This is a genomic window from Pseudomonas sp. MS15a(2019) (genome assembly GCF_013277805.1).
In the GTDB taxonomy this organism is placed as follows: Bacteria; Pseudomonadota; Gammaproteobacteria; order Pseudomonadales; family Pseudomonadaceae; genus Chryseomonas; species Chryseomonas benzopyrenica.
On the sequence record NZ_VBTN01000009.1, the window covers coordinates 214,887 to 237,783 of the forward strand.

At 61.5% G+C, this 22,897-nt stretch carries 24 protein-coding genes; 9 read left to right on the forward strand and 15 right to left on the reverse strand.

The annotated features are described in order from the left end of the window. Window positions 1-31 precede the first annotated feature (31 nt). From FEZ61_RS13735 to FEZ61_RS24620, 6 genes are read left to right on the forward strand one after another with little or no spacing between them, the layout of a single operon-like run. A complete protein-coding gene (locus FEZ61_RS13735) occupies window positions 32-508 on the forward strand; it encodes a GspH/FimT family pseudopilin (protein ID WP_173149075.1) in 477 nt (158 codons plus the stop codon). Further along, window positions 505-978, forward strand: a complete 474-nt coding sequence (pilV, locus tag FEZ61_RS13740; protein ID WP_173149077.1) for a type IV pilus modification protein PilV — start codon at window positions 505-507, stop codon at window positions 976-978. Before FEZ61_RS13735 ends, pilV begins: the two co-directional genes overlap by 4 nt. Further along, window positions 975-1,997, forward strand: coding sequence for a PilW family protein (locus FEZ61_RS13745; protein ID WP_173149079.1), 1,023 nt, complete (start codon window positions 975-977; stop codon window positions 1,995-1,997). The genes pilV and FEZ61_RS13745 overlap by 4 nt, the downstream gene beginning before the upstream one ends. Next, entirely contained in the window at window positions 1,994-2,473 is a 480-nt protein-coding gene (locus tag FEZ61_RS13750) for a PilX N-terminal domain-containing pilus assembly protein (RefSeq protein WP_068383521.1), read from the forward strand. The genes FEZ61_RS13745 and FEZ61_RS13750 overlap by 4 nt, the downstream gene beginning before the upstream one ends. A 17-nt stretch (window positions 2,474-2,490) precedes the next feature. Continuing rightward, window positions 2,491-6,327, forward strand: a complete 3,837-nt coding sequence (locus tag FEZ61_RS13755) for a PilC/PilY family type IV pilus protein (RefSeq protein WP_173149081.1) — start codon at window positions 2,491-2,493, stop codon at window positions 6,325-6,327. Between the two features lie 5 nt (window positions 6,328-6,332). Then, entirely contained in the window at window positions 6,333-6,782 is a 450-nt protein-coding gene (locus FEZ61_RS24620) for a type IV pilin protein (protein WP_082731498.1), read from the forward strand. 15 nt (window positions 6,783-6,797) lie between these two features. Here the strand turns inward: FEZ61_RS24620 and ispH are convergent, their stop codons facing one another. The 6 genes from ispH to murJ all read right to left on the reverse strand — a co-directional run bounded on the left by ispH (window position 6,798) and on the right by murJ (window position 14,113). Further along, window positions 6,798-7,742, reverse strand: a complete 945-nt coding sequence (ispH, locus tag FEZ61_RS13765; RefSeq protein WP_173149083.1) for a 4-hydroxy-3-methylbut-2-enyl diphosphate reductase — start codon at window positions 7,740-7,742, stop codon at window positions 6,798-6,800. A 34-nt stretch (window positions 7,743-7,776) separates the two neighbouring features. After that, window positions 7,777-8,223, reverse strand: coding sequence for an FKBP-type peptidyl-prolyl cis-trans isomerase (gene fkpB / locus FEZ61_RS13770; protein WP_173149085.1), 447 nt, complete (start codon window positions 8,221-8,223; stop codon window positions 7,777-7,779). Further along, complete coding sequence (gene lspA / locus FEZ61_RS13775; RefSeq protein ID WP_064307832.1) at window positions 8,216-8,719, reverse strand: signal peptidase II; 504 nt, start codon at window positions 8,717-8,719, stop codon at window positions 8,216-8,218. Before lspA ends, fkpB begins: the two co-directional genes overlap by 8 nt. Next, entirely contained in the window at window positions 8,712-11,546 is a 2,835-nt protein-coding gene (ileS, locus tag FEZ61_RS13780; RefSeq protein ID WP_173149087.1) for an isoleucine--tRNA ligase, read from the reverse strand. The genes lspA and ileS overlap by 8 nt, the downstream gene beginning before the upstream one ends. A gap of 1 nt (window position 11,547) precedes the next feature. After that, entirely contained in the window at window positions 11,548-12,495 is a 948-nt protein-coding gene (ribF, locus tag FEZ61_RS13785; protein ID WP_173149089.1) for a bifunctional riboflavin kinase/FAD synthetase, read from the reverse strand. A 79-nt stretch (window positions 12,496-12,574) separates the two neighbouring features. After that, window positions 12,575-14,113: a murein biosynthesis integral membrane protein MurJ gene (gene murJ / locus FEZ61_RS13790; RefSeq protein WP_064307830.1), complete on the reverse strand. Its 1,539-nt coding sequence runs from the start codon at window positions 14,111-14,113 to the stop codon at window positions 12,575-12,577. Window positions 14,114-14,356: 243 nt separating this feature from the next. Between murJ and rpsT the strand changes: the two genes are divergently transcribed. Then, the gene (gene rpsT, locus FEZ61_RS13795) at window positions 14,357-14,635 is read left to right on the forward strand and encodes a 30S ribosomal protein S20 (RefSeq protein WP_017640855.1); all 279 of its coding nucleotides are present in this window, start codon (window positions 14,357-14,359) and stop codon (window positions 14,633-14,635) included. A gap of 95 nt (window positions 14,636-14,730) precedes the next feature. On the opposite strand, the gene proB is transcribed toward rpsT, so the two are convergent. The 4 genes from proB to rplU all read right to left on the reverse strand — a co-directional run bounded on the left by proB (window position 14,731) and on the right by rplU (window position 17,800). Then, window positions 14,731-15,849, reverse strand: a complete 1,119-nt coding sequence (gene proB / locus FEZ61_RS13800) for a glutamate 5-kinase (protein ID WP_017640856.1) — start codon at window positions 15,847-15,849, stop codon at window positions 14,731-14,733. Between the two features lie 15 nt (window positions 15,850-15,864). Then, window positions 15,865-17,076: an Obg family GTPase CgtA gene (gene cgtA, locus FEZ61_RS13805; protein WP_017640857.1), complete on the reverse strand. Its 1,212-nt coding sequence runs from the start codon at window positions 17,074-17,076 to the stop codon at window positions 15,865-15,867. A 122-nt stretch (window positions 17,077-17,198) separates the two neighbouring features. After that, window positions 17,199-17,459: a 50S ribosomal protein L27 gene (gene rpmA / locus FEZ61_RS13810; protein ID WP_007160792.1), complete on the reverse strand. Its 261-nt coding sequence runs from the start codon at window positions 17,457-17,459 to the stop codon at window positions 17,199-17,201. 26 nt (window positions 17,460-17,485) lie between these two features. Next, a complete protein-coding gene (rplU, locus tag FEZ61_RS13815; RefSeq protein ID WP_007160791.1) occupies window positions 17,486-17,800 on the reverse strand; it encodes a 50S ribosomal protein L21 in 315 nt (104 codons plus the stop codon). A 400-nt stretch (window positions 17,801-18,200) separates the two neighbouring features. Here rplU and FEZ61_RS13820 point away from each other — a divergent pair, with 400 nt between their 5' ends. Then, window positions 18,201-19,175, forward strand: coding sequence for a polyprenyl synthetase family protein (locus FEZ61_RS13820; protein WP_160923906.1), 975 nt, complete (start codon window positions 18,201-18,203; stop codon window positions 19,173-19,175). 132 nt (window positions 19,176-19,307) lie between these two features. Further along, window positions 19,308-19,562 (forward strand): hypothetical protein, encoded by a 255-nt coding sequence (locus FEZ61_RS13825; RefSeq protein WP_017640860.1) that lies wholly within the window; start codon window positions 19,308-19,310, stop codon window positions 19,560-19,562. A 2-nt stretch (window positions 19,563-19,564) separates the two neighbouring features. On the opposite strand, the gene FEZ61_RS13830 is transcribed toward FEZ61_RS13825, so the two are convergent. The 5 genes from FEZ61_RS13830 to FEZ61_RS13850 all read right to left on the reverse strand — a co-directional run bounded on the left by FEZ61_RS13830 (window position 19,565) and on the right by FEZ61_RS13850 (window position 22,865). Further along, a complete protein-coding gene (locus FEZ61_RS13830) occupies window positions 19,565-20,182 on the reverse strand; it encodes an FKBP-type peptidyl-prolyl cis-trans isomerase (protein ID WP_173149091.1) in 618 nt (205 codons plus the stop codon). 42 nt (window positions 20,183-20,224) lie between these two features. Continuing rightward, window positions 20,225-20,380 carry a DUF2256 domain-containing protein gene (locus tag FEZ61_RS13835; RefSeq protein ID WP_081737463.1) on the reverse strand — a complete coding sequence of 52 codons (156 nt, stop codon included), beginning with the start codon at window positions 20,378-20,380 and terminating at the stop codon, window positions 20,225-20,227. Then, window positions 20,377-21,927, reverse strand: coding sequence for a cryptochrome/photolyase family protein (locus tag FEZ61_RS13840; RefSeq protein ID WP_173149093.1), 1,551 nt, complete (start codon window positions 21,925-21,927; stop codon window positions 20,377-20,379). Before FEZ61_RS13840 ends, FEZ61_RS13835 begins: the two co-directional genes overlap by 4 nt. Next, a complete protein-coding gene (locus tag FEZ61_RS13845) occupies window positions 21,924-22,229 on the reverse strand; it encodes a DUF6482 family protein (RefSeq protein ID WP_064308082.1) in 306 nt (101 codons plus the stop codon). Before FEZ61_RS13845 ends, FEZ61_RS13840 begins: the two co-directional genes overlap by 4 nt. A gap of 147 nt (window positions 22,230-22,376) precedes the next feature. Continuing rightward, window positions 22,377-22,865 carry a TIGR00645 family protein gene (locus FEZ61_RS13850; RefSeq protein ID WP_017640865.1) on the reverse strand — a complete coding sequence of 163 codons (489 nt, stop codon included), beginning with the start codon at window positions 22,863-22,865 and terminating at the stop codon, window positions 22,377-22,379. Between the last annotated feature and the right edge of the window lie 32 nt (window positions 22,866-22,897).

The window sequence follows — 22,897 nt, forward strand, 5'->3', positions numbered from 1 at the left end:
TCCTAGGCCTCCCAACCTGGCGAATCCGACGATGCGTGCTCAGTACGGCTTCACTCTTATCGAACTGATGGTGGCGATCGCCATTCTGGCGATCGTCATCGCCATCGCTGCGCCGTCGTTCAACAGGACCGTACAGAGCAACCGGGCGGCGGTCATGAGCAATGAACTGGTAGGCGCCCTGCAAACGACTCGTTCGGAAGCGCTCAAGCGCCGTACCAACGTCACCCTCTGTCGACGCAATGCAGACGGCAGCGCTTGTGAAGCGGGTACCGACTGGTCAGCAGGCTGGCTATTGATCCAAGAGAGTCTCGTCCTCCGCGTCTGGGAGCCTGCGACCGGGATCGCGCTCACCGGCCCCAGTGATGGCATCACCTATCGCAACAATGGCACGACGACGCTCAGCGCTGCTGAAACCCTGGGCGTCGCGACACCCAGTTGCCGCCGTATCGTCACCGTGACGGTCACCGGCAATGCCTCAGCCAACACGAGCGGTTGCATCCAGCCATGAACCGATCCCGATGGCAGCGTGGCGCGACGCTCATCGAGGTCCTGGTGGCCATGTTCATCCTCGCCATCGGCTTGTTGGGCCTGGCCGGCTTGCAGGCCATGAGCGTGCAGAGCAATCAAGGGGCCTACTATCGCTCCCAGGCCACCATCCTGGCCAATGACATAGCGGACCGCATGCGGGCCAATCGCAAGGCGGCGCTAGCTGGCGACTACGCGCAGTCCAGCCCCCCGTCCACCAGTAGCACGCCCAGTAGCACCTCAACTCCGGCGCAACGCGATCTGGCGGAATGGAATAGCCATTTGGCAAGCAGTCTTCCGCAAGGGACAGGCACCATAGTCACCTCGAGCAACATAGTGACCATCAGCATCAGCTGGAACGATGCACGAGCACGCATCAAGAGTACCGACGAAACGACCCAGCAAGCGACAGCGCGTGCACTGGAAACCTTCGAGTATAGGACCCGTCTATGATGCGCACCTCATCGCGTCGTCAAGCCGGTCTATCCATCATCGAATTGATGATCGCCCTGCTGCTTGGCTTGTTGCTGATGGGCGGCGTAATCCAGATTTTCCTGTCCTCTCGTCAGACCTATCAGACAAACACAGCCCTCTCCCAGGTACAGGAGTCAGGTCGCTTCGCGCTTGAATTCATCGCTTTCGATCTGCGAAATGCTGGCTACAGAGGCGAATGCCTGAGCAAGCTGAATGACCTCACGCCAACCAGCTTGACCAGTGGCAATGATGATCGCTATGTGCTGGGCAGCGGCCTAAAAGGCTGGAATGACAGCAGTCCAGGTACGCTACCGGACTGGTTGGATACTACTTATAACGCTCGGACATCGGGTACCGATGTCATCCTGCTCAAGCACGCTGCCAATCCCGTGGTGAAGGCCCTACCCGACAATGCCGCTGCCACTAATGGGAGCCTTACGACCGGCACCACCGACAGTGGTGCCAGGAAAGGCGATCTGATCATCGTCGCCGATCCTGTGGCTTGCGATTTCTTCATAAACCAAAGTGATACGGGCAAAAGCGTCTCTTTAAAAGAAGGTTTGAACTTTAGTCGCGCCTACAACAAAACGGCTCAGGCCCTCAACTATCAGAGCACACTCTATTACCTGAAGAACGACACCACTACCGGCGTCCCTTCATTGTGGCGCACCCGTTACACATCCAATGCGGGCTCGACACCGGTTGAAATAGCGGAAGAACTGGTAAGTGGCATCCAAGACCTGCAATTCCAGTATGCGCTGGGCAATGCCAATGGCCAGATAACAGGCAACTACCTCGATGCCAACGACTCGAGTCTGACCAACAACTGGCAAAGCGTGGTTTCCGTCCGCATCAATCTGCTCGCCGTGAGCCGACAAAAAAATGCAATCACGCCTGACCAGACTGTGCCATTCATGGGCAGCAACAGAACCATTGACGATGGCCGTCTTGCCCAGGTCTTCACCCTTACCGTCGGGATTCGCAACCATCTGCCATGAACAAGCTCCCAGGCCAGCAAAATGGCGCGGTACTCATCGTTACCCTGATCATGCTGCTGCTCATGACCCTGCTCGCCATCGGAAGCATGAGGGGCACCGTCCTGCAGGAGCGGATGGCGGGCAACTTGCGCGATGAGAATCTCGCCTTCCAGGCAGCGGAAATGGCGCAACGCGACGCTGAACAAGCGGCCAAGAACAAATCCATAGCGGAATGGCAAAGCACTGCCACTACCGACAACTGGACCGATGCCACAGACCTTTCCGACCAGGGTCAGGGTCGAGCAACCTATCGCATGAACCCGCTACCCGGCGTGACCATTCAAAAGTTCGGTTATAGCCTAGAGGCCGGGATCCCGATTACAACAAGTGTAATCCGGATTGAAACAAAAGGCTTGGGCAGTGCGAAAGACAGCTCAGGAGATACTCAGGTGGCTAGCTCCATAGTCAATCTCAGCACTCTTTTCATCAGGCGCTAGCGCTCGGAGAACAGCTCATGAGCAAACTCTCATTATTCCCCTTGATCTCACGTCGCGCCCTGCTTGCTCTATTAGCCCTACTCGGCATGAGTCCAAATACTCACGGTGCGGTATCTCAAACGCCGCTACTCATTGGCGGTGACATACCAGGTAGCCTAGCCTTGGTCCCCTCGGTGGAATGGCCAACGGTACTATCTGTAGCAAACATAAACAACTATGTTTCTGCCACCCGCTACACTGGCTACTTTGATTCCGAAAAATGCTACCTCTATCAATACGGCACACAAGAGCTCGACCGCTACTTCTATCCTGTAAGAAAAACGGAAAACTTTCGCTGCACTGGTGAAAAAGAGTGGAGTGGCAACTTCCTCAACTGGGCTGCCACACCCACTATTGATCCGTTTCGTAGCGCACTGACGGGAGGCAATCGAGTGGTCGACACCACCACATCGACCATCCTACAGAAAGCTCGACATAGCGGGCAGAGTGATGCAGGCAACCGCATAAATACCGGCCAGGATATGACTCAGCTTGAAGGCGCCCTACCACTCGACAACTGGAACAGTCTGAACATCCGCCTGGAGGGTCTGGGTTTTGACATGCTCATCTCCAACTGGACGGACAAGATCGGTGGGACTGGGTATTCAGAGGGGGACTACGAATGGACTGATTACGACCCTAACAACTCTGCCCAATGGGAAGATGGAAAGCTAAAAACTGCATATTACCCCCCAGAACAAGGGGTAAAAAGCGTTTACCGCTTAAGAATTCAGGTTAAGGTTTGCGTCTCCGAGAGTTTGAAAGAAGCCAACTGCAAGCGCTACCCTAACGGACAGTACAAACCTGAAGGCCTACTACAACAGTATGCAAACAATTTACGTTATTCAGCCTTCAGTTACCTAAACGTTTACGAGGATCGATTACGCGACGGTGGTGTTCTACGCGCCAACCAGGCCTACATAGGGCCTAACCCTCCAGACCAAACGACAAATCGCGCAGAATGGAGCTCTGAAACGGGGATATTGGTAAGCAATCCATCCACTTCCGAGGCTCAAGCAACAAACGATGCCATAGATAATACAGGTCGAATCGTCAATAGCGGCGTCATTAACTACATCAACAAATTTGGCTCCATGCCTTACAGAGGAAACCTTTATCGCAAGCTAAAGGATTTTGATCCGGTAAGTGAGCTTTACTATACTGCATTACGCTATTTCAAGAACCAAGGGAATGTTAACACCTATAGTGAGCTTACCGGCGATAGTGATGATCGTTACGCCCAGGCAGACGGCTTCCCCGTAGTTACCAACTGGATCGACCCTATTACCTACTCCTGCCAAAAAAATGTCATTCTCGGCATTGGCGACGTGAATACCTGGAGCGATAAAAATCTTCCAGGAAACCTTAAGCACGATCAGGAGCCAGCTTTACCTCCCGAGGTAGCGGCAGACACTACGGTCAATGTCGTAACGGCGACAAGCCGAGTAGCCGCCTTGGAAGGCATTTCGATTCCCACTCCATTCGACAATGAAGGGCGACAAAGCTCTGCCTATATCGCTGGCTTGGCATTCGATGCCCATGTAAAGGATCAACGAAACCTTATACCTGGCAAGCAAACCATTTCGACCTACTGGGTGGATGTCAGGGAAGGTCAACTGCTCAAGCCAAAGACAGCCAACCAGTATTGGCTTGCCACTAAATACGGTGGCTTCACCGTACCTCAGGGCTTTGATCCCGAGACCGCAGCGGCCTCAAGCATCACTGACGCCATGTGGACTACCAACGGGCAAACGCTTTCTTCTGGGGACAAGCGCCCAGATAACTTCTTCGTGGGTGGCGACGCAGCAGGAATGGTTGCAGGCCTCAAAAATGCCTTTGCTAGAATTGCCCAAGAAACTGCCACCACGAATACATCATTGGGAACCAGTAGCTCAGAGCTCAATACGGGCAGCGTCCTGTTCAAAGCCTCATACGAACCCAAGTTCTGGAGTGGTGATCTCCAAGCGTTGTCCGTCGATAGCTCAGGACAAGTCAGCAACGGCGCAACGTGGAGCGCAGCGACTATTCTAAACACCACGGAGCCTAGCGCACGCAAGATATTGACAAGCAACATAGCCACGACCAGCGAGCGCGACCTGGATGCCAATGCCCAGTTCTCTCGCGGTAGTGTTAATTTCTTGTGGAGTGAGCTTGACGATGACGCCAAAACGGCCTTGCGGCGAACAAATGATGAGTCTACTCACGTAAACGAAAGCGAAGGCCAGGCGCGCGTAGATTACCTGAGAGGCAACAGATCCTACGAAACGCGAGCAAGTAATCCCATGCGGGAGCGCAGAAGCCGTTTGGGCGATATCGTTAACTCAGACCCCTTATATATCGACACCGCAGACTATGGCTATAATTTATTAACCGGCTCCGCCTGGGGTACAGCCGGCTCGACTTATATAAACTTTCGCCAGTCTATAAAAGACCGCAAGCCGATGGTTGTCGTTGGTGCTAACGATGGAATGCTACACACATTCGACGCCTCATCAAACAACGGAGGCAATGAGCTATTTGCATTTATTCCTCGAACGCTCTTGGGAGAACTGTATCGCTTGACGCAACCAGACTATAGCCACCGTTATTACGTGGATGGTTCCGCCAAGGCTGGTGACGCCTGGATTAACAATTCGTGGAAAACATTGGTCGTAGGCAGTACCGGCGCTGGGGGCAAGGCCGTTTTCGCTCTAGATGTGACAAATCCAGAAAGCCCTGCGGTATTATGGGAGTTCACCTCTACTGAAATAAATTATCCTATCCAACGCCCCTCACTGGTTGCCTTGGCGAACGGTAAATTTGGCGTTATCGTCAGCAGCGGCTTTAGCGACGGTAGTGTGACTTCCGGGAAATTGTGGATCCTTGACGCGGCAGATGGCAGCGTGATAAGCAAATTCAACATCACGACTGAGGGTAGCCTGAGCGAACCTACGGCAATCGATCTCGACAATGACCGCGTAGCCGATCGCATCTATGTAGGCGACACTATCGGCAATGTTTGGCGCTTCGACATTGTCAGCAGTGATCCAGCGAACTGGAGCGCACCTACCTCTCTTGGGAGCGCCCCCTTATTTACCGCTAAGACAGGAAACACCAGTGACGCTGTTGCCCAGCCTATCACTTCTGCCATTTCCGTAGCGCTTAACAAGGACGGCAATCCAATCCTTCTATTCGGCACAGGCAGCTATTATAAAACGGGAGACAATGAAGTGCCGGACTCGCCGCGCCTGGAAAGTTACTACGGAATCATCGATCACGGACAGAATATATCCCGTAGTGCGCTTGTAGAGCAGACGATCATTGCGCAAGAAACCATAAACGGCAAAATTGCCAGAGTAATGAGCAATAACAGCATCCCTACAAACAAGTCAGGATGGTACTTGAACCTAGCAGTCAACAGTGTTAATAAAGGCGAGCGCGTCATATCGCGCGCCAGTGTCGCCAATGGAGTATTGAGCTTCGCCTCCTTGATTCCATCTGCCGACCCCTGTCAAGGTGGTGGGGTTAGCCCAGTCACCAAAATCGACGTGCTATCGGGCGGGCGTCTCTCCTACGCCGTTTTCGATATCAACGGCGATGGAGTCATCAATGATCAGGATTACTACGTGGCGACCGACGGTACGAAGACCCCCTATTCCAGTGTGATAGATCCCGAACAGGGCGCCATCAAAACCCCTACTCAAATCAATCGTGGCGAGGATGCCGATACTGACCTGATCTGCTATTCAGGGTCAGCGAACAGTGCGCCTAAGTGCGAGCCCATTAGCAAAGGTGCGCGAGTATCGGAGCGCGCATCGTGGCAAGAAATTAGGTAGACACAATGAGAGAAACTCACATCAGCCGCTATCAGACTAGCGGCTTCACCCTCATCGAAGTGATGATCGTGGTGGCCATCGTCGGCATCCTGGCCGCCATTGCCTATCCGTCCTATATGGAACACATCCGCAAGGGCAATCGGGCCGATGCGGAGGCGACGCTTATGCAACTGTCGCAATTCATGGAACGCTATTACACGGGGACGGGGCGTTACTCCAAGACAGCCAATAGGACAGACGTACCGGACAATCCGGCTCCGCCCTACCCCACTGGAACTCCGTACACCTTCAGCATCAGCGTGGGTGACGCCGGAGCGTCCTACACCGCCACGGCGACGCGGAATAGCTCGGGGGTAATGGCCAACGATAAGTGTGGGGATCTGAAGCTTACCAACACGGGCAAGAAGGACCAGACCGGCACCGGTGCCACCACCGCCGACTGCTGGCGCCGCTAGGGCGCCAGCGACGTCCTATACCGCCTTTACCCTGAGCTCCCGCGGCAGGGTGAAGGTGATGTTCTCCGGCTCGCCCTCCAGCTCCACTTCGCCAGTGGCACCCCAACTCTGCAGCCGATCGATGACGCCGCGTACCAGGACTTCAGGGGCCGAGGCGCCGGCGGTGACGCCGATGCGTTGCACGCCTTCGAACCAGCTCTGCTGCATATCCTCGGCGCCATCGATGAGATAGGCCGGGGTGCCCAGGCGTTCGGCGAGTTCGCGCAGGCGGTTGGAGTTGGAGCTGGTGGGGCTGCCCACCACCAGTACCACGTCGCTTTCCAGCGCCAGGGTCTTCACCGCGTCCTGGCGGTTGGTGGTGGCGTAGCAGATGTCGTTCTTGCGCGGGCCGTTAATCTGGGGAAACTTCGCGCGCAGGGCGTCGATCACCTTGCGGGTGTCGTCCATCGACAAGGTGGTCTGGGAGACGTAGAACAGGGCTTCGGGGTTGCGCACCTCGAGCTTTGCCACGTCTTCCTCGTCTTCCACCAGGTAGATGGCACCACCGGCGCGATCATCGTACTGGCCCATGGTGCCCTCCACTTCCGGGTGCCCAGCGTGGCCGATGAGGATGCACTCCTGCCCGTCGCGACTGTAGCGCGCGACTTCCATGTGCACCTTGGTCACCAGCGGACAGGTGGCGTCGAACACTTTGAGGCCACGCGCGGCGGCCTCCCGGCGCACGGCCTGGGAGACGCCATGGGCGCTGAAGATGAGGATGACGTCGTCCGGCACGTCGGCCACGTCTTCGACGAAGACGGCGCCGCGGGCGCGCAGGTTGTCGACCACGAACTTGTTGTGCACCACTTCGTGACGCACATAGATGGGCGGACCGAAAACGTCCAGCGCCCGGTCGACGATGTCGATGGCGCGGTCCACGCCGGCGCAGAAGCCGCGGGGATTGGCGAGCTTGATCTGCATAGGCTCCTCTGCCCGCTTCACGGGCGGCGTTGGATCAATGGGAGACGGCAGGCTCGATGGCCAGAATTTCCACGTCGAAGGTCAGCACACGGCCGGCCAGCGGGTGGTTGAAGTCGATGATCACTTGGTCGTCGTCGTAGCTCTTGACCACGCCAGGCATCTCGCCGCCGGCGGCGTCGCTGAAGATGATCAGCAGGCCGGGCGACAGCTCCATGTCGCTGAAGTCGTCCCGGGCCATGGTCTGCAGATTGCCGTCATTGGGCTGGCCGAAGCCACGCTCCGGCGGAATGGTCAGGCTGGTCTTGGTACCGGCTTCCAGGCCGAACAGCGCCTGCTCGAAACCGGGCAGCAGATTGCCGTCACCAACGGTGAAGGTGGCCGGCGCCTTGTCGAAGGTGCTGTCCACCACGTCGCCGTTCTGCAGCTTGATGGCGAAATGCAGGGTGACCCGGGTGTCCGGGCCGATGGTGATCTCAGCCATGGGCTTCCTCGGGTGTTTTCTTGCGGAACATATCCAGGGCCAGCATCACGGCGCCTACACAGATGGCACTGTCAGCCAGGTTGAAGGCCGGGAAGAACCACTCTTGGCGCCAATGGACCAAGACAAAGTCGATGACGTGGCCAAGCACCATACGATCATAGAGATTGCCCAGGGCACCGCCGAGGATCAGGGCCAAGGCGATCGCGGTCCAGGTATCGTTGCGCAGGCGCTTGAGCCAGACCACCAGCACCACGCTCACTACCAGCGCGATGCCGGCAAAGAACCAGCGCTGCCAGCCGGAGTGGTCGGCCAGGAAGCTGAAGGCGGCACCGGTGTTGTAGGCCAGGGTCCAGCTGAACAGATCGGTGATGACCGGTACCTGTTGGTAGAGCGACAGGTTGTTCTGGAAATAGGCTTTGCTCAGCTGATCCAGCAGGATCACCACCACGCTCAAGACCAACCAGGGCAAGGCGCCAAAACGCTGCGCATCACGCATGCTCGCGCACCTCGCCCGAACCATAGACGTTGGTCACGCAGCGCTCGCAGATCTCCGGATGCGCGGCGTCCTGGCCGACGCTGTGGCTGTGATGCCAGCAGCGGGCGCACTTGGGTGCCTCGGACTTGCGCACCACCAGCTTGAGGCCGCTCAGCTCGCTGACCACGGCGCCTTCCGGGGCCTGTTCCAGCGGCTGGACAGCCGCCTGGGACGAGATCAGCACGAACCTCAGTTCGTTGCCCAGGGCCTCCAGCACGGTCTGCAGGGCGCTGTCGGCGTAGAGGGTGATCTCCGCCTGCAGGCTGCCGCCGAGGGTCTTGGCCGCACGCTGGTTTTCCAGTTCCTTGTTGACCGCGGCCTTGACCGCCATGACCTGATCCCAGTAGGCGCGATCCAGGGTCGCGCCCTCGGGCAGGGCGAAGAGGCCGTCGTACCAGGTGGTCAGCATCACCGACTCTTCCCGCTCGCCCGGCAGGTACTGCCAGATCTCGTCGGCGGTAAAGGACAGGATGGGCGCGATCCAGCGCACCAGGGCCTCGGCGATCAGGTACAGCGCGGTCTGGCAGGAACGCCGCGGCAGGCTGTCGGCGCCGGTGGTGTACTGGCGGTCCTTGATGATGTCCAGGTAGAAGCCACCCAGCTCCTGCACGCAGAAGTTGTGCACCTTCTGGTAGACGTTGAGGAAGCGGTACTCGGCATAGGCCTGCTCGATTTCCCGTTGCAGCAACAGGGCGCGATCCACGGCCCAGCGGTCCAGGTCGATCATGTCCTCGGGGGCGACCCGATTGACCGCCGGATCGAAGCCGGACAGGTTGGAGAGCAGGAAGCGCGCGGTGTTGCGGATGCGGCGATAGGAGTCGGCGCTGCGCTGCAGGATCTGGTCGGAGACTGCCATCTCGCCGGTGTAGTCGGTGGAGGCGACCCAGAGACGCAGGATGTCGGCGCCCAGGCTGTCGATGACCTTTTGCGGGGCGACCACGTTGCCCAGCGACTTGGACTGCTTGCGACCCTGCTCGTCCACGGTGAAGCCGTGGGTCAGCAGTTCCTTGTAGGGGGCATGGCCGTCGATGGCGCAGCCGGTCAGCAGCGAGGAGTGGAACCAGCCACGGTGCTGGTCGGAGCCCTCCAGGTAGAGATCGGCCACCGGACCCTGCGGGTGCGCCAGTTCGGCATGGGAGCCGCGCAGCACGTGCCAGTGGGTGGTGCCGGAATCGAACCAGACGTCGAGGGTGTCGCGACTCTTGTCGTACTGGCCGGCTTCTTCGCCGAGCAATTCGACGGGATCGAGCTTGAACCAGGCCTCGATGCCCTCGCGCTCGACGCGCTGGGCGACGGCTTCCATCAGCTCGACGGTACGCGGATGCAGCTCGCCGCTTTCCTTGTGGGTGAAGAAGGGAATCGGCACACCCCAGTTGCGCTGGCGCGAGATGCACCAGTCGGGCCGGCCGGCGATCATGCCGTGCAGCCGCGCCTGGCCCCAGGCCGGGACGAACTGGGTCTGCTCGATGGCCGCCAGGGAGCGCTCGCGCAGGGTAGCGCCTTCGTTGGGCTGCTTATCCATGCCGACGAACCACTGAGCGGTGGCGCGATAGATCAGCGGGGTCTTGTGCCGCCAGCAATGCATGTAGCTGTGATTGATCGCCTCGTGCTTGAGCAGCGCACCCGCCTCTTCCAGGGCGCCGACGATAACCGGGTTGGCCTTCCAGATGAACTGGCCGCCAAACAGCGGCAGCGACTCGGCGTAGACGCCGTTGCTCTGCACTGGGTTGAGGATGTCGTCGTTGCTCAGGCCGTACTGCTTGCAGATGCGGAAGTCATCTTCGCCGTAGGCAGGCGAGCAGTGCACGATACCCGTACCGGCGCCCAGCTCGACGTATTCGGCCAGGTAGATGGGCGACAGACGCTCGTACAGCGGATGACGGAAATTGATCAGCTCCAGGGCGGTTCCCGGGGCAGTGGCGATCACCTCGCCCTGCAGGCCGTAGCGCGCCAGGCAGCTTTCCACCAGCTCTTCGGCCAGCAGCAGCAGGCGATCACCGACGTCCACCAGCGCATAGGTGAATTCGGGATGCACGTTGAGCGCCTGGTTGGCCGGGATGGTCCAGGGGGTGGTGGTCCAGATGACGATGGTGGTGGGCTTGGCCAGCGCATCGAGGCCGAAGGCAGCGGCCAGCTTGTCGGCATCGGCGACCGGGAAGGCCACGTCGATGGCGTCGGAACGCTTGTCCTGGTACTCCACCTCGGCCTCGGCCAGGGCCGAGCCGCAGTCGAAGCAGAAGTTGACCGGCTTGAGGCCCTTGAAGACGAAGCCCTTCTTGACCAGTTCGCCCAGGGCGCGGATCTCGCCGGCCTCGTTGGCGAAGTTCATGGTCAGGTAGGGATTGCTCCAGTCACCCAGCACGCCCAGGCGGACGAAGCCGGCCTTCTGCTCTTCGATCTGCTCGCTGGCATAGGCACGGCAGCGCTCGCGGGTCAGGTCCGCCGGCTGATTCTTGCCGAAGGTGGTCTCCACCTTGTGCTCGATGGGCAGGCCATGGCAGTCCCAGCCCGGCACATAGGGGGCATCGAAGCCGGCCAGGGTCTTGGACCGGGTGATGATGTCCTTGAGGATCTTGTTCAGCGCATGACCGATGTGGATGCTGCCGTTGGCATAGGGCGGACCGTCATGCAGGATGAAGGTCGGACGGCCCTTGCCGATGGCGCGCAGCTTCCCGTACAGGTCGATGTCCTGCCAGCGCTTGAGCGCTTCCGGCTCGCGCTGCGGCAGGCCGGCTTTCATCGGGAATGCCGTTTCAGGCAGGTTGAGCGTCGCTTTGTAATCGGTCATGTCAGTCCAGGCTCGTTGACGGTTGCCCCTGCCAGTAGGCGCGGGCCGTGGCGACGTCCGCTTCGATCGCCGCCTTGAGGGCCTCCAGAGAGGCGAATTTCTGTTCGTCGCGGACCTTCTGCACGAAGGTCACGCTGAGGTGGCGGCCATAGAGGTCGCCGGCAAAGTCCAGCAGATGGATCTCCAGGTGCGGACGGCCATCGCCCTGCACCGTCGGCCGCTGGCCGATGTTGGCTACGCCTGGCACCACCTGCCCATCGATCAGGCTGCTGACCAGATAGACGCCGCGCAGCGGCGGCCGGCGCCGCTTGAGCTGGACGTTGGCGGTGGGCCAACCCAGCTGACGCGCCAGCTTCTGGCCATGCAACACCCGCCCCGAAAGGCTGTAGGGTCGTCCCAGCATGCGTGCGGCCAGGGCCAGATCGCCATCGGCCAGGGCCTGGCGGATCAGGGTACTGCTCACCCGCAGCCCATCCAACTCCACGGTGGTAGCGGCTTCCAGGGTGAAACCGTGGTCGCGAGCGGCCAGATTCAGGTAGGTGAAGTCGCCGGCACGGTCGCAGCCGAAACGGAAGTCGTCACCGATCTCCAGATGCTTCACCCCCAGGCCGTCCACCAGCACCTGCTGGACGAAGGCCTCGGCGGACAACTCGCGCAGCCGCCGATTGAAATTCAGGCAGAGCACGTTGTCGACGCCCAGGCGCGCGAAGCATTCCAGCTTCTCGCGCAGGCGGGTCAAGCGCACCGGCGCGATGTCGGGCAGGAAGAATTCCCGAGGCTGCGGCTCGAAGATCACCACGCAACTGGGCACCCCGAGCTCCGCCGCCCGCTCACGCAGCCGCGCGAGGATGGCCTGGTGCCCCAGGTGAACCCCGTCGAAGTTGCCGATGGTGGCAACGCAGCCCTTGGGAAAGGCGTCGAGATGATGGAGACCGCGAAACAGCTGCATGGGTAGGGATTGCTCAGAAATTAATCGATTATATCTGGATGCCCGCCGCGAGGACAGGCGCACACCCGGCCTTGTGCAATCACAGCACCGCCCGCCGATTGAAGTCGCGCAGGCGGAAACCGAGCAGGAACAGGCTGGCGAAATAGGCCAGTACGCCCGCCGCGACCAGGCCGCCCAGACGCAGCAGGCGCTGCCACATCAGCCCTTCGCTCCAACTGGGCAGCAGCTGCATCAGGCCGAACAGGACGGCGCTCATCACCGCCACCGCGATCAGCAGTCGCAGCAGGAAGCCCGTCCAGCCGGCCTGGGGAATGAACAGGTTATGGCGGCGCAACTGCCAGAATAAAAGGCCGGCGTTGAGACAGGCCGCCAGACCTATGGCCAGGGCCAGGCCGACGTGCTGCAGCGGCCCGATCAGGATCAGGTTGAGCACCTGGGTCACCGCCAGGGTGAAGAGCGCGATCTTTACCGGCGTCTTGATGTTCTGCTGGGCATAGAAGCCCGGCGCCAGCACCTTGACCAGGATGATGCCGAGCAGCCCGACGGCATAGGCGACCAGCGCCCGCTGGGTCATCAGGGCGTCATGGGCATCGAAGCGGCCGTACTGAAACAGCGAGACGGTCAGCGGCTCGGACAGCAACGCTAGGGCCGCGGAACAGGGCAGCACCAGCAGGAAGCACAGCCGCAGGCCCCAGTCGAGCAGCCGCGAGTATTCCTGGCGATCGGCCTTGGCATAGGTCCGCGACAGCGCCGGCAGCAGGATGGTCCCCAGGGCCACGCCGAGCACCCCCGAGGGCAATTCCATGAGGCGATCGGCGTAGTACATCCAGGACACCGAGCCGGCGGCCAGGAAGGAGGCGAAGATGGTGTTGATGATCAGCGAGATCTGGCTGACCGAGACCCCTAGGATCGCCGGCCCCATCTGTTTCATGACCCGCCAGACACCGGCGTCGCGCAGATTCAGCCGCGGCAGCACCAGCATGCCGATGCGCTTGAGGTGCGGTAGCTGATAGAGGAACTGCGCCAGGCCACCCACCAGGGTCGCCCAGGCCAGCGCCATGATCGGCGGATCGAAATAGGGCGTCAGGAACAGCGCGAAGATGATCATGCTGATGTTGAGCAGGGTCGGCACGAAGGCCGGTACGCTGAACCTGTTCCAGGTGTTGAGCACGGCGCCGGCCAGGGAGGCCAGGGAGATCAGCAGGATGTAGGGAAAGGTCACCCGCAGCAGATCGGACGTCAGGGCGAACTTTTCCGGGGTATCGGCAAAGCCCGGCGCGGTGATCCAGATCACCAGGGGCGCGGCCAGCATGCCCAGCACCGTGACCACGGCCAGCACCAGGGTCAGCAGGCCGCTGACGTAGGCCAGGAAGGTGCGGGTGGCCTCCTCGCCCTGCTGGGCCTTGTATTCGGCCAGGATGGGTACGAAGGCCTGGGAGAAGGCGCCCTCGGCGAAGATACGCCGCAAGAGATTGGGCAGCTTGAAGGCGACGAAAAAGGCATCGGTAGCCATGCCGGCGCCAAAGGTGCGGGCGACGATGGTGTCGCGCACGAAACCCAGCACGCGGGACAGCATGGTCATGGAGCTGACGGCGGCCAGGGACTTGAGCAGATTCATGACTGAGAGAGCACTCGGTGAACGCAGCGGGAGGTGACGAAAGATGCGCGTGAGCGCAGTCGCGCGATGGGCACAAGCGATCGAGTGTAACGACGCACTTCATCGGCGACCAGCCGGATATCCATCCAGACAGCCTTGACAGCCGCCGCCAGGGGCGTCAAGATTCGCGACCTTAATTTAGCTCTGTACTCGCTACAGAGTTCGCTCTGTACCCAATACAGTCTTTTTCGAAGGAGCTCCACGGTGGCTAACTCCCCCTCCGCCAAAAAACGCGCCAAACAGGCTGAGAAGCGTCGCAGCCACAATGCGAGCCTGCGCTCCATGGTGCGCACCTACATCAAGAACGTCGTCAAGGCGATCGACGCCAAGGACCTGGAAAAAGCCAAGTCCGCCTATATCGCTGCCGTTCCGGTCATCGACCGCATGGCCGACAAGGGCATCATCGACAAGAACAAGGCCGCTCGCCACAAGAGCCGCCTGAACGCTCACATCAAGGCCCTGGCTACCCCCGCCGCCGCCTGATCAGCGTTCGAATAAAAAACCGGCCTCGGCCGGTTTTTTATTGCCTGCGATTTGAGAACACAACGCCTCCGAAGAGGCGCCAGGATCGACGATCGTCAGACCAGGACCAGATTGTCCCGATGGATCAGCTCGGGCTCGTAGACGTAACCCAACTCGACGACGATGGCATCCGAAGGTCTTCCCAGGATGCGTCGCGCCTCGGTCGCACTGTAGTTGACCAGACCACGCGCCACTTCGCGCCCATCCGGACCGACGCAGGCGACCATCTCGCCACGCCGAAAGCTGCCCTCCAACTCCCGCACACCCACCGGCAGCAGACTACGATGCCCGCCCACCAGGGCCTGCACCGCACCGGCGTCCAGGCGCAGGGTGCCACGCACCTGCAAATGCCCGGCCAGCCACTGCTTGCGCGCCGCCACCAGGCCGCGCTCGGGTGACAGCAGGGTGCCCAGCTGCTCGCCCTGCTGCAGGCGACTGAGCACCTGCTGGATACGGCCACCGACGATGACGGTATAGGCACCGGAGCGCGCCGCGAGACGAGCCGCGCGCAGCTTGGTCTGCATGCCGCCACGCCCCAGGGCGCCGCCGGTACCGCCAGCGACCAGATCCAGGGCCGGATCGTCGGCGCGCGCCTCGCTGATGAGGCTGGCGTCGGGGTTGTTGCGCGGATCGGCGTCGAACATGCCATCGCGATCGGTGAGGATGACCAGCAGATCGGCCTCGACCAGGTTGGCCACCAGGGCAGCCAGGGTGTCGTTGTCGCCGAAGCGGATCTCGTCGGTCACGACGGTATCGTTCTCGTTGATCACCGGCACCACACCCAGGCTCACCAGGGTGCGCAGGGTGCTGCGGGCATTGAGATAGCGCTTGCGATCGGACAGGTCGTCATGGGTGAGCAGGATCTGCGCGGTCTGCACCTGATGCTCGGCGAAACTGGATTCCCAGGCCTGCACCAGCCCCATCTGCCCCACCGCCGCCGCGGCCTGCAACTCGTTGATGGCGGTCGGGCGCTGCGCCCAGCCGAGCCGACTCATACCAGCCGCCACCGCCCCCGAAGAGACCAGCACCAGCTCGATGCCGGCCTGGTGCAGCGCCACCATCTGCTCGACCCAACCGGCCATGGCCCCGCCGTCCAGGCAACGACCGTCGTCGGTCAGCAGGGCACTACCGATCTTCACCACCCAGCGCTGGGCGCCAGACACCTGATCACGCATGGGCAAGCTCCTTTCTTACCGTACGTAGAAGATTTCCGGACCGTCGCCGTCGTCTTCGTCATCGAAGTCGTCATCGGCATCGTCCACTGCCTTGACTCCGGAACGACGCAGCGCACGCTGGTCGTCCAGCGCCTGCAGCCGCGCCCGCGCCTCGTCCTCGATGCGCTGATCGAGTTCTTCCAGCGCCTCGGCATAGGCCGGATCCTCGGCAAGACGCAGGGTACGCTCGTCGAGGTACTGCATGATCGCCTGACAGAGCTGCTCGGTGCCTTCCCGCTCCAGGGCGGAGATGACGAAGACCGGACCCTGCCAGTCCAACCGCTCGACCACCGCCTTGAGGCGCTCTTCGCGCTCGTCATCGAGCAGCTGGTCGGCCTTGTTCAGCACCAGCCAGCGATCACGCTCGCCCAGCGCCGGGCTGAACTTGGTCAGCTCGTTGATGATGGTCTCGGCAGCCTCGGCCGGATCGCTCTCGTCCAGGGGCGCCATGTCGACGAGGTGCAGCAGCAGGCGGGTGCGCGCCAGGTGCTTGAGGAAACGAATCCCCAGGCCCGCGCCTTCCGAAGCGCCTTCGATCAGCCCCGGAATGTCGGCGACCACGAAGCTCTTGAAACGCCCGACGCTGACCACGCCTAGGTTCGGCACCAGGGTGGTGAAGGGATAGTCCGCCACCTTGGGCTTGGCGGCCGACACAGCACGGATGAAGGTGCTCTTGCCGGCATTGGGCAGGCCGAGCAGACCGATGTCCGCCAGCACCTTGAGCTCCAGCTTGAGGTCGCGCTCTTCACCGGGCTTGCCGGGGGTGGTCTGCCGCGGCGCGCGATTGGTACTGGACTTGAACCGGGTGTTGCCCAGGCCGTGCCAGCCGCCTTGGACGACACGGATGCGCTGACCGGGCTGGGTCAGGTCACCAATGATTTCCTGGGTCGCCGCATCGATCACCGTGGTGCCCACGGGAACCGGCAGCACCAGGTCTTCACCCTTGGCGCCGGTGCACTCGGTGCTCCCGCCCTTCTCACCGTTCTGCGCGGTGAAACGCCGGGTGTAACGGTAATCGACCAGGGTGTTCAGGTTGATGTCGGCTTCGAGCCAGATCGACCCGCCATCACCGCCATCACCGCCATTGGGGCCACCCTTCTCGATGAATTTCTCCCGGCGGAAACTCATCATGCCGTTGCCGCCGTCACCCGCTTTTACGTGTATGGATACTTCATCGACGAATTTCATCTGGACCTCCCGCGCTCGCGGGCCGCTGCAAACAAGGAAATAGCTTAACTACAAGGGAAATAGCTTAACTACAAACGAAAAAGCCCCGTCGGGTAGACAGGGCTTTTCTTTCGTCACGGGCCTTAGGCGGCGGCGACGATGCTCACGTAACGACGGCCGAAGGCGCCCTTCACGTCGAACTTGATCACGCCGTCCACTTTCGCGAACAGGGTGTGATCCTTGCCAAGGCCCACGCCGTAACCGGCATGGTACTGGGTGCCGCGCTGACGCACGATGATGTTACCGGCCTTGACGACCTGGCCGCCGTACAGCTTCACGCCAAGGCGTTTGCTTTCGGAATCGCGACCGTTACGAGTAGAACCACCCGCTTTTTTGTGTGCCATGAGTCAATTCTCCGTTAGAGGCGAGATCAGGCCTGGATGCCAGTGATCTTGATTTCAGTGAACCACTGACGGTGGCCCTGACGCTTCATGTGATGCTTACGACGACGGAATTTGATGATGGTGACCTTGTCGTGACGGCCCTGGGCGGTCACTTCGGCGGTCACTTTGGCACCATCAACGACCGGCAGACCGATCTTGACGTCGTCACCGTTGCCAACCAGCAGAACCTGGTCGAAGGTGACGGTTTCACCGGTGGCGATGTCGAGCTTCTCGACCTTCAGGTACTCGCCTTCGGCGACCTTGTATTGCTTGCCACCGGTAACGATAACTGCGTAGGACATGGTAAATCTCCGTTAAACCTGCTCACCCGGTGCTTTATAAGAGGTATCGTCGACCGGCATGGCTGCACGGGACCGGAAGGAGCGCCGCGCAATTGCGTAAGACAGGGGGTTAACCCTAGGAATGTTCAGGGCCCGCGATTCTACGCAAGCCAAGGCCCGGAGGCAAGAGCCGCCCGCCCGCGCCTTGACAGTCCCCCACCCCACCCCTAGCATGCCGCGCAACCTCGTTCAGCGGCCATGCCGGGCCGGTGCCCAACCGAATCGGCAGGAGCGGCGAGCCGCGGGAGCGCGATGGCAATCCCTGGGCATGGCACTGGTGCCGGTCCCTAGGGCATAGTCTGGCGGTCATGCGCCATCCGGCCGCCTGAATATTGCCCGGACCTCCAGTGGACACCTCTCAATGACGCAGCAATCCCAGTCCTTCTATCGCGTGGTGACGGACGATTTCGCCGCCGTAGACGGCATCATCCGCCAGCAGCTGACCTCGCGCGTGCCGCTGGTCGAGAAGATTGGCGACTACATCGTCTCCGCCGGCGGCAAACGCCTGCGTCCGCTGCTGGTGCTGCTGGCCGGCAAGGCCCTCGGGCGCGCCGACCACGATCTGCAGTTGCTGGCGGCGACCATCGAATTCCTGCACACCTCCACCCTGCTGCACGACGATGTCGTCGATGCCTCAGGTATGCGCCGCGGCCGTTCCACCGCCAACGCCCTCTGGGGCAATGCCCCCAGCGTGCTGGTCGGCGATTTCCTCTATGCCCGCTCCTTCGAGATGATGGTGGCGCTGGGCTCCATGGAGGTGATGCGCATCATCTCCCAGGCGACCCGCGTCATCGCCGAAGGCGAGGTACTGCAGCTGTCGAAGATCCGTGACGCCAGCACCACCGAAGAGATCTACATGGAGGTCATCCGCGGCAAGACCGCCATGCTCTTCGAAGCCTCCACCCACAGCGCGGCGATCCTAGCCGGCGCCAACGCCGAGCAGGCCGAAGCCCTGCGCCGCTATGGCGATCACCTGGGCGTGGCCTTCCAACTGGTCGATGACCTGCTCGACTACCAGGGCGACGCCGTGGCCCTGGGCAAGAACGTCGGTGACGACCTCGCCGAGGGCAAGCCGACCCTGCCGCTGATCGTGACCATGCGCGAAGGCACTGCCGAACAGGCGGCGCTGGTGCGCCAGGCGATCCGCCAGGGCGGCAGCCAGGACCTGGAAAGCGTGCGTGCCGCCGTCGAAGCCGCCGGCGCCCTCGACTACACGGCGCGCAAGGCGCAGGAATTCGCCGAGCGGGCCATCGCCTGCCTGGACGCCCTGCCCGCCAGCGAATATCGCGACGCCCTGGCCGAACTGGGTCGCTTCTCGGTGGCCCGGACTCACTGACGCTTGCGCCGACCGATCGAGCCCGCCGTCGCCAGACCGCGGGCTTTTTCATGTCCGACCAAAAAAGTCAGGTAATCCCTTGCTATTTATTGAATAAGAATTATTCTCATAAATAGCAGCAGGAGCCTTCCCATGACTTATCTGATCGACGCCTGGCTGGACCGGCCTCATCCCTATCTGCGCATCCTCAATCGGGAAACCGGCAAGGTTTGCGCGGAGTTGGACGAGACGGCCCTGGAAGAACTCAAGGACCTGGGCGAGCTGGATCTGCACAGCCTCACTTCCAGCGAACCGCGGGTGGTGAAGGAGCAGATCCGCCAGGTCTTCCTGTTCAGCTACGCCTTGGCACTGCGCCCGGAAAACGAGGCGCTACGCCTGGACTGCTAGCGTTAGAGAACGTCGAGCAACTCGACGTCGAACACCAGCACGCTGTGCGGCGGGATGCCGCCGACGCCTTGGGCGCCATAGGCCAGTTCGCTGGGCACATGCAGGCGCCACTTGCTACCGGCGGACATCAGTTGCAGGGCTTCGGTCCAGCCGGCGATCACGCCGCCGACCGGAAACTCGGCCGGCTGGCCGCGCTGGTAGGAGCTGTCGAACACGCTGCCGTCGATGAGGGTGCCATGGTAGTGGGTGCGTACCTGGTCTTCGCGGGTTGGCGTAGCGCCCTCACCTTGGGTGAGCACTTCATATTGCAGACCGGACGGCAGCACCACGACGCCGGGGCGCTCGGCGTTGGCCTTCAGGTAGTCGACGCCTTCCTGGGCCGCTGCGGCGGCCTTGGCCTGGGCTTCCGCCTGCATGCGCTCGCGGATAACGCGGAAGCTGGCATTCAGCGACTCGACGTCCACCTGGGAATCCTGGCCATCGAAAGCTTCGGTGAGGCCGGCGAGCACGGCAGCCAGTTGCATGCCGGGGACCGGATTCTGGCGCAGCTGATCGCCCAGCTGGCGGCCGATGCCGTAGCTGACGCGAGCCTCGTCGGTATCGAGCAGGATGTCGTTCATAGCAGCCTTTCCATCGTGAAAAAAGGAGCCGAGCCTAGCACATCAGGGTCCCGGCTCGCCGCCGAGGCTGCCGCGCTGCCGGCGACAGCGCTCGGAGCAGTAGCGCACCTCGTCCCAGTTGCGCTCCCATTTCTTGCGCCAGGCGAAGGGCCGCTGGCAGACCGGACAGACCTTGGTGGGCAGATCGCCCTTCTTCATAGGGATTCTCCCGCGTCGAGACGCGCCAGCAGGGCCTCGCCACGCCGCCAGAGGGCCTGCTGGCGCTCGGGGGCCTGGGAATCGAGATTGCGATAGAGATTGAGCATGCGCGGATAATGGGCGAACCGCTCGCGATGGCGGATCAGGAAATGCCAGTAGAGGGCATTGAAGGGGCAGGCCCGCTCGCCCAGGGCCTCGCCGACCTGATAGTGGCAGCCCTTGCAGTAGTCGGACTGGCGACGGATGTACTGGCCGCTGGCGCAATAGGGCTTGCTCGCCAGATAGCCACCGTCCGCATGCATCACCATGGCCTGGGTATTGGGCAGCTCGACCCACTCGAAGGCATCCAGGTAGACCGCCAGATACCACTCGCCGATGGCCTGGGGCGCGATACCGGCCAGCAGGGCGAAGTTGCCGGTGACCATCAACCGCTGGATATGGTGGGCGTAGCCCAGCGCCAGAGTCTGGCCGATGGCCTCGCGCATGCAAGCCATGTCAGTGGCTCCGGTCCAGTAGAAGTCCGGTAGCGCCCGGGTATTGCCGAGTACGTTGAGCTCCCGATACTCGGGCATGCGCAGCCAGTAGACGCCATGGACATACTCCCGCCAGCCGATCAGCTGGCGCAGGAAGCCCTCGGCGCTGTTGAGCGGCACCCTCCCCTCACGATAAGCGGCATCCACCTCCGCGCAGAGCTGGCGCAGGTCCAGCAGCCCGATATTGAGCGCCGCACTGATCCGGGCGTGATGCAGATAGGGCTCGCCGCGGGCCATGGCGTCCTGGTAGGTACCGAAGTCGCGCAGCCCTGCATCCAGGAAGTGCGGCCAGAGGCGCTCGGCATCCGCGCGGGTCACCGGATAGTCGAAGCCGTCGAGCCGGCCATAGTGGTGAGCGAAGCGCTGCCCGACCAGCTTGAGCACTTCTTGGGTACAGGCATCGGGCGGACAGCTGAAGGGCTCGGGAACAGGATGGCCACTGGGCAGCGCCTTGCGATTGTCCTTGTCCAGATTCCAGACGTCACCGCAAGGCTCGCCTGGTCCCTCCATCAGCCAGCCGTGGCGCCTGCGCATGCCGCGGTAGAAGGCCTCCATGCGCAATTCGGTGCGGGTTCCGGCCCAGCGGGCGAAGGCGGCGCGACTGCAGAGAAATCGGTCGTCGCCGTGCCAGTGCACAGGCACCGCCAGATCGAGCCCGTGCAGCGCCTGCTCCAGTCGCCATTCGCCGGTCTCGGTCAGATGGACCTCATGCGCGCCCGACGCCCTGACCCAGCAGGCGATCTCGGCCGGCAGCGAGCCCTGGTTGTCCGGGTCGTCCAGGGTACGGTAGTGGACCTGGAAGCCACGCGCGCGCATCTCGATGGCGAAATGGCGCATGGCACTGAAGATCAGGGCGATCTTGCGCGGATGGTGAGGCACATAGCTGGCCTCGCTCATGACCTCTGCGAGCAGCAAGACGTCCTGCGCGGGATCGGCTTCACGTAGCGACGCCAGCTGGGGCGACAGCTGATCGCCGAAGACCGGTAGCAGGCGCCGGACGGCGCCTTCGCTCAAGAGGCGTTCCGGTAGTTCAGCGGGATCTTCAGCGGCTCGGCCGAGCGTGGCGCCATGCCGACCATCTCGTCGTAGGCGCTGTGCTGGATGAGAAAGCACGGCAGTGCCGGCAGATCGGCCAGCAGGCGGCGGGCCTGGGCGGCCGAGCCCAGGCGGTAGAAGTGCCCGTCCCGTCCGGTCAGCCGCGTGCGACCGTCCTGGGTGAGCACCTCGAGCACATAGAAGCCGCCCTCGATGGACAGCAGGTTGAGTTCACGGACCTCGCCGGCCTGGGCGCGCTGGGTCAATTCCGGCAATTGCATGGGAACCTCCGGGTCGAGATCGACATCCGGGATGACGTCGATTGGCAGCTGTGAGCATTCGACAACCTAGGACAGGCAAGCGCAACGGCGCAATCCACAAAGCGTAAGCGAAAGATGCCGACGGCGGACGAGTGGCCGCTCTGCCGGTCAGTGCTTGGTCAGCCGATCCAGGTAACCCATGGCGAAGGCCGAGACCACGAACACCAGGTGAATGATCACGTACCACTTGAGATATTCGGGATTGGTGTTCTGGGCATCCATGAAGATGCGCAGCAGGTGGATCGAGGAGATGGCGACGATGGAGGCGGCCACCTTGTTCTTGAGCGACCCCGAATCCATCTTGCCCAGCCAGCTGAGCTTTTCCGACCCTTCGTCGATGTCCAGCTGGGACACGAAGTTCTCATAGCCGGAGATCATCACCATGACCAGCAGACCACCCACGAGCGCCATGTCGATGAGCGACAGCACCAGCAGGATCAGCTCGGCTTCGGTGGATTCGAAGATATGCGGCAGGACGTGGAAGACTTCCTGAAAGAACTTGAGCGCCAGCAGAACCAGCGCCAACGACAATCCCAGATAGATGGGCGCCAGCAGCCAGCGGGAGGCGTAAAGGGCTTTTTCGATCAGACGTTCCATGCAGACTCGCTCGGTTTACCAGGGCCGGGCGA

What these genes read in the sequence shown, in the direction of transcription:
- ileS (WP_173149087.1), bottom strand. Translation starts at nt 11,546, where the DNA reads ATGACCGATTACAAAGCGACGCTCAACCTGCCTGAAACGGCATTCCCG.
- FEZ61_RS13850 (WP_017640865.1), bottom strand. Translation starts at nt 22,865, where the DNA reads ATGGAACGTCTGATCGAAAAAGCCCTTTACGCCTCCCGCTGGCTGCTG.
- lspA (WP_064307832.1), bottom strand. Translation starts at nt 8,719, where the DNA reads ATGCGTGATGCGCAGCGTTTTGGCGCCTTGCCCTGGTTGGTCTTGAGC.
- ribF (WP_173149089.1), bottom strand. Translation starts at nt 12,495, where the DNA reads ATGCAGCTGTTTCGCGGTCTCCATCATCTCGACGCCTTTCCCAAGGGC.
- FEZ61_RS13745 (WP_173149079.1), top strand. Translation starts at nt 975, where the DNA reads ATGATGCGCACCTCATCGCGTCGTCAAGCCGGTCTATCCATCATCGAA.
- FEZ61_RS13755 (WP_173149081.1), top strand. Translation starts at nt 2,491, where the DNA reads ATGAGCAAACTCTCATTATTCCCCTTGATCTCACGTCGCGCCCTGCTT.
- FEZ61_RS13825 (WP_017640860.1), top strand. Translation starts at nt 19,308, where the DNA reads ATGACTTATCTGATCGACGCCTGGCTGGACCGGCCTCATCCCTATCTG.
- proB (WP_017640856.1), bottom strand. Translation starts at nt 15,849, where the DNA reads ATGCGTGATCAGGTGTCTGGCGCCCAGCGCTGGGTGGTGAAGATCGGT.
- FEZ61_RS13750 (WP_068383521.1), top strand. Translation starts at nt 1,994, where the DNA reads ATGAACAAGCTCCCAGGCCAGCAAAATGGCGCGGTACTCATCGTTACC.
- FEZ61_RS13845 (WP_064308082.1), bottom strand. Translation starts at nt 22,229, where the DNA reads ATGCAATTGCCGGAATTGACCCAGCGCGCCCAGGCCGGCGAGGTCCGT.
- FEZ61_RS13735 (WP_173149075.1), top strand. Translation starts at nt 32, where the DNA reads ATGCGTGCTCAGTACGGCTTCACTCTTATCGAACTGATGGTGGCGATC.
- FEZ61_RS13835 (WP_081737463.1), bottom strand. Translation starts at nt 20,380, where the DNA reads ATGAAGAAGGGCGATCTGCCCACCAAGGTCTGTCCGGTCTGCCAGCGG.
- pilV (WP_173149077.1), top strand. Translation starts at nt 505, where the DNA reads ATGAACCGATCCCGATGGCAGCGTGGCGCGACGCTCATCGAGGTCCTG.
- cgtA (WP_017640857.1), bottom strand. Translation starts at nt 17,076, where the DNA reads ATGAAATTCGTCGATGAAGTATCCATACACGTAAAAGCGGGTGACGGC.
- FEZ61_RS13830 (WP_173149091.1), bottom strand. Translation starts at nt 20,182, where the DNA reads ATGAACGACATCCTGCTCGATACCGACGAGGCTCGCGTCAGCTACGGC.
- ispH (WP_173149083.1), bottom strand. Translation starts at nt 7,742, where the DNA reads ATGCAGATCAAGCTCGCCAATCCCCGCGGCTTCTGCGCCGGCGTGGAC.
- rplU (WP_007160791.1), bottom strand. Translation starts at nt 17,800, where the DNA reads ATGTCCTACGCAGTTATCGTTACCGGTGGCAAGCAATACAAGGTCGCC.
- fkpB (WP_173149085.1), bottom strand. Translation starts at nt 8,223, where the DNA reads ATGGCTGAGATCACCATCGGCCCGGACACCCGGGTCACCCTGCATTTC.
- FEZ61_RS24620 (WP_082731498.1), top strand. Translation starts at nt 6,333, where the DNA reads ATGAGAGAAACTCACATCAGCCGCTATCAGACTAGCGGCTTCACCCTC.
- FEZ61_RS13820 (WP_160923906.1), top strand. Translation starts at nt 18,201, where the DNA reads ATGACGCAGCAATCCCAGTCCTTCTATCGCGTGGTGACGGACGATTTC.
- rpmA (WP_007160792.1), bottom strand. Translation starts at nt 17,459, where the DNA reads ATGGCACACAAAAAAGCGGGTGGTTCTACTCGTAACGGTCGCGATTCC.
- murJ (WP_064307830.1), bottom strand. Translation starts at nt 14,113, where the DNA reads ATGAATCTGCTCAAGTCCCTGGCCGCCGTCAGCTCCATGACCATGCTG.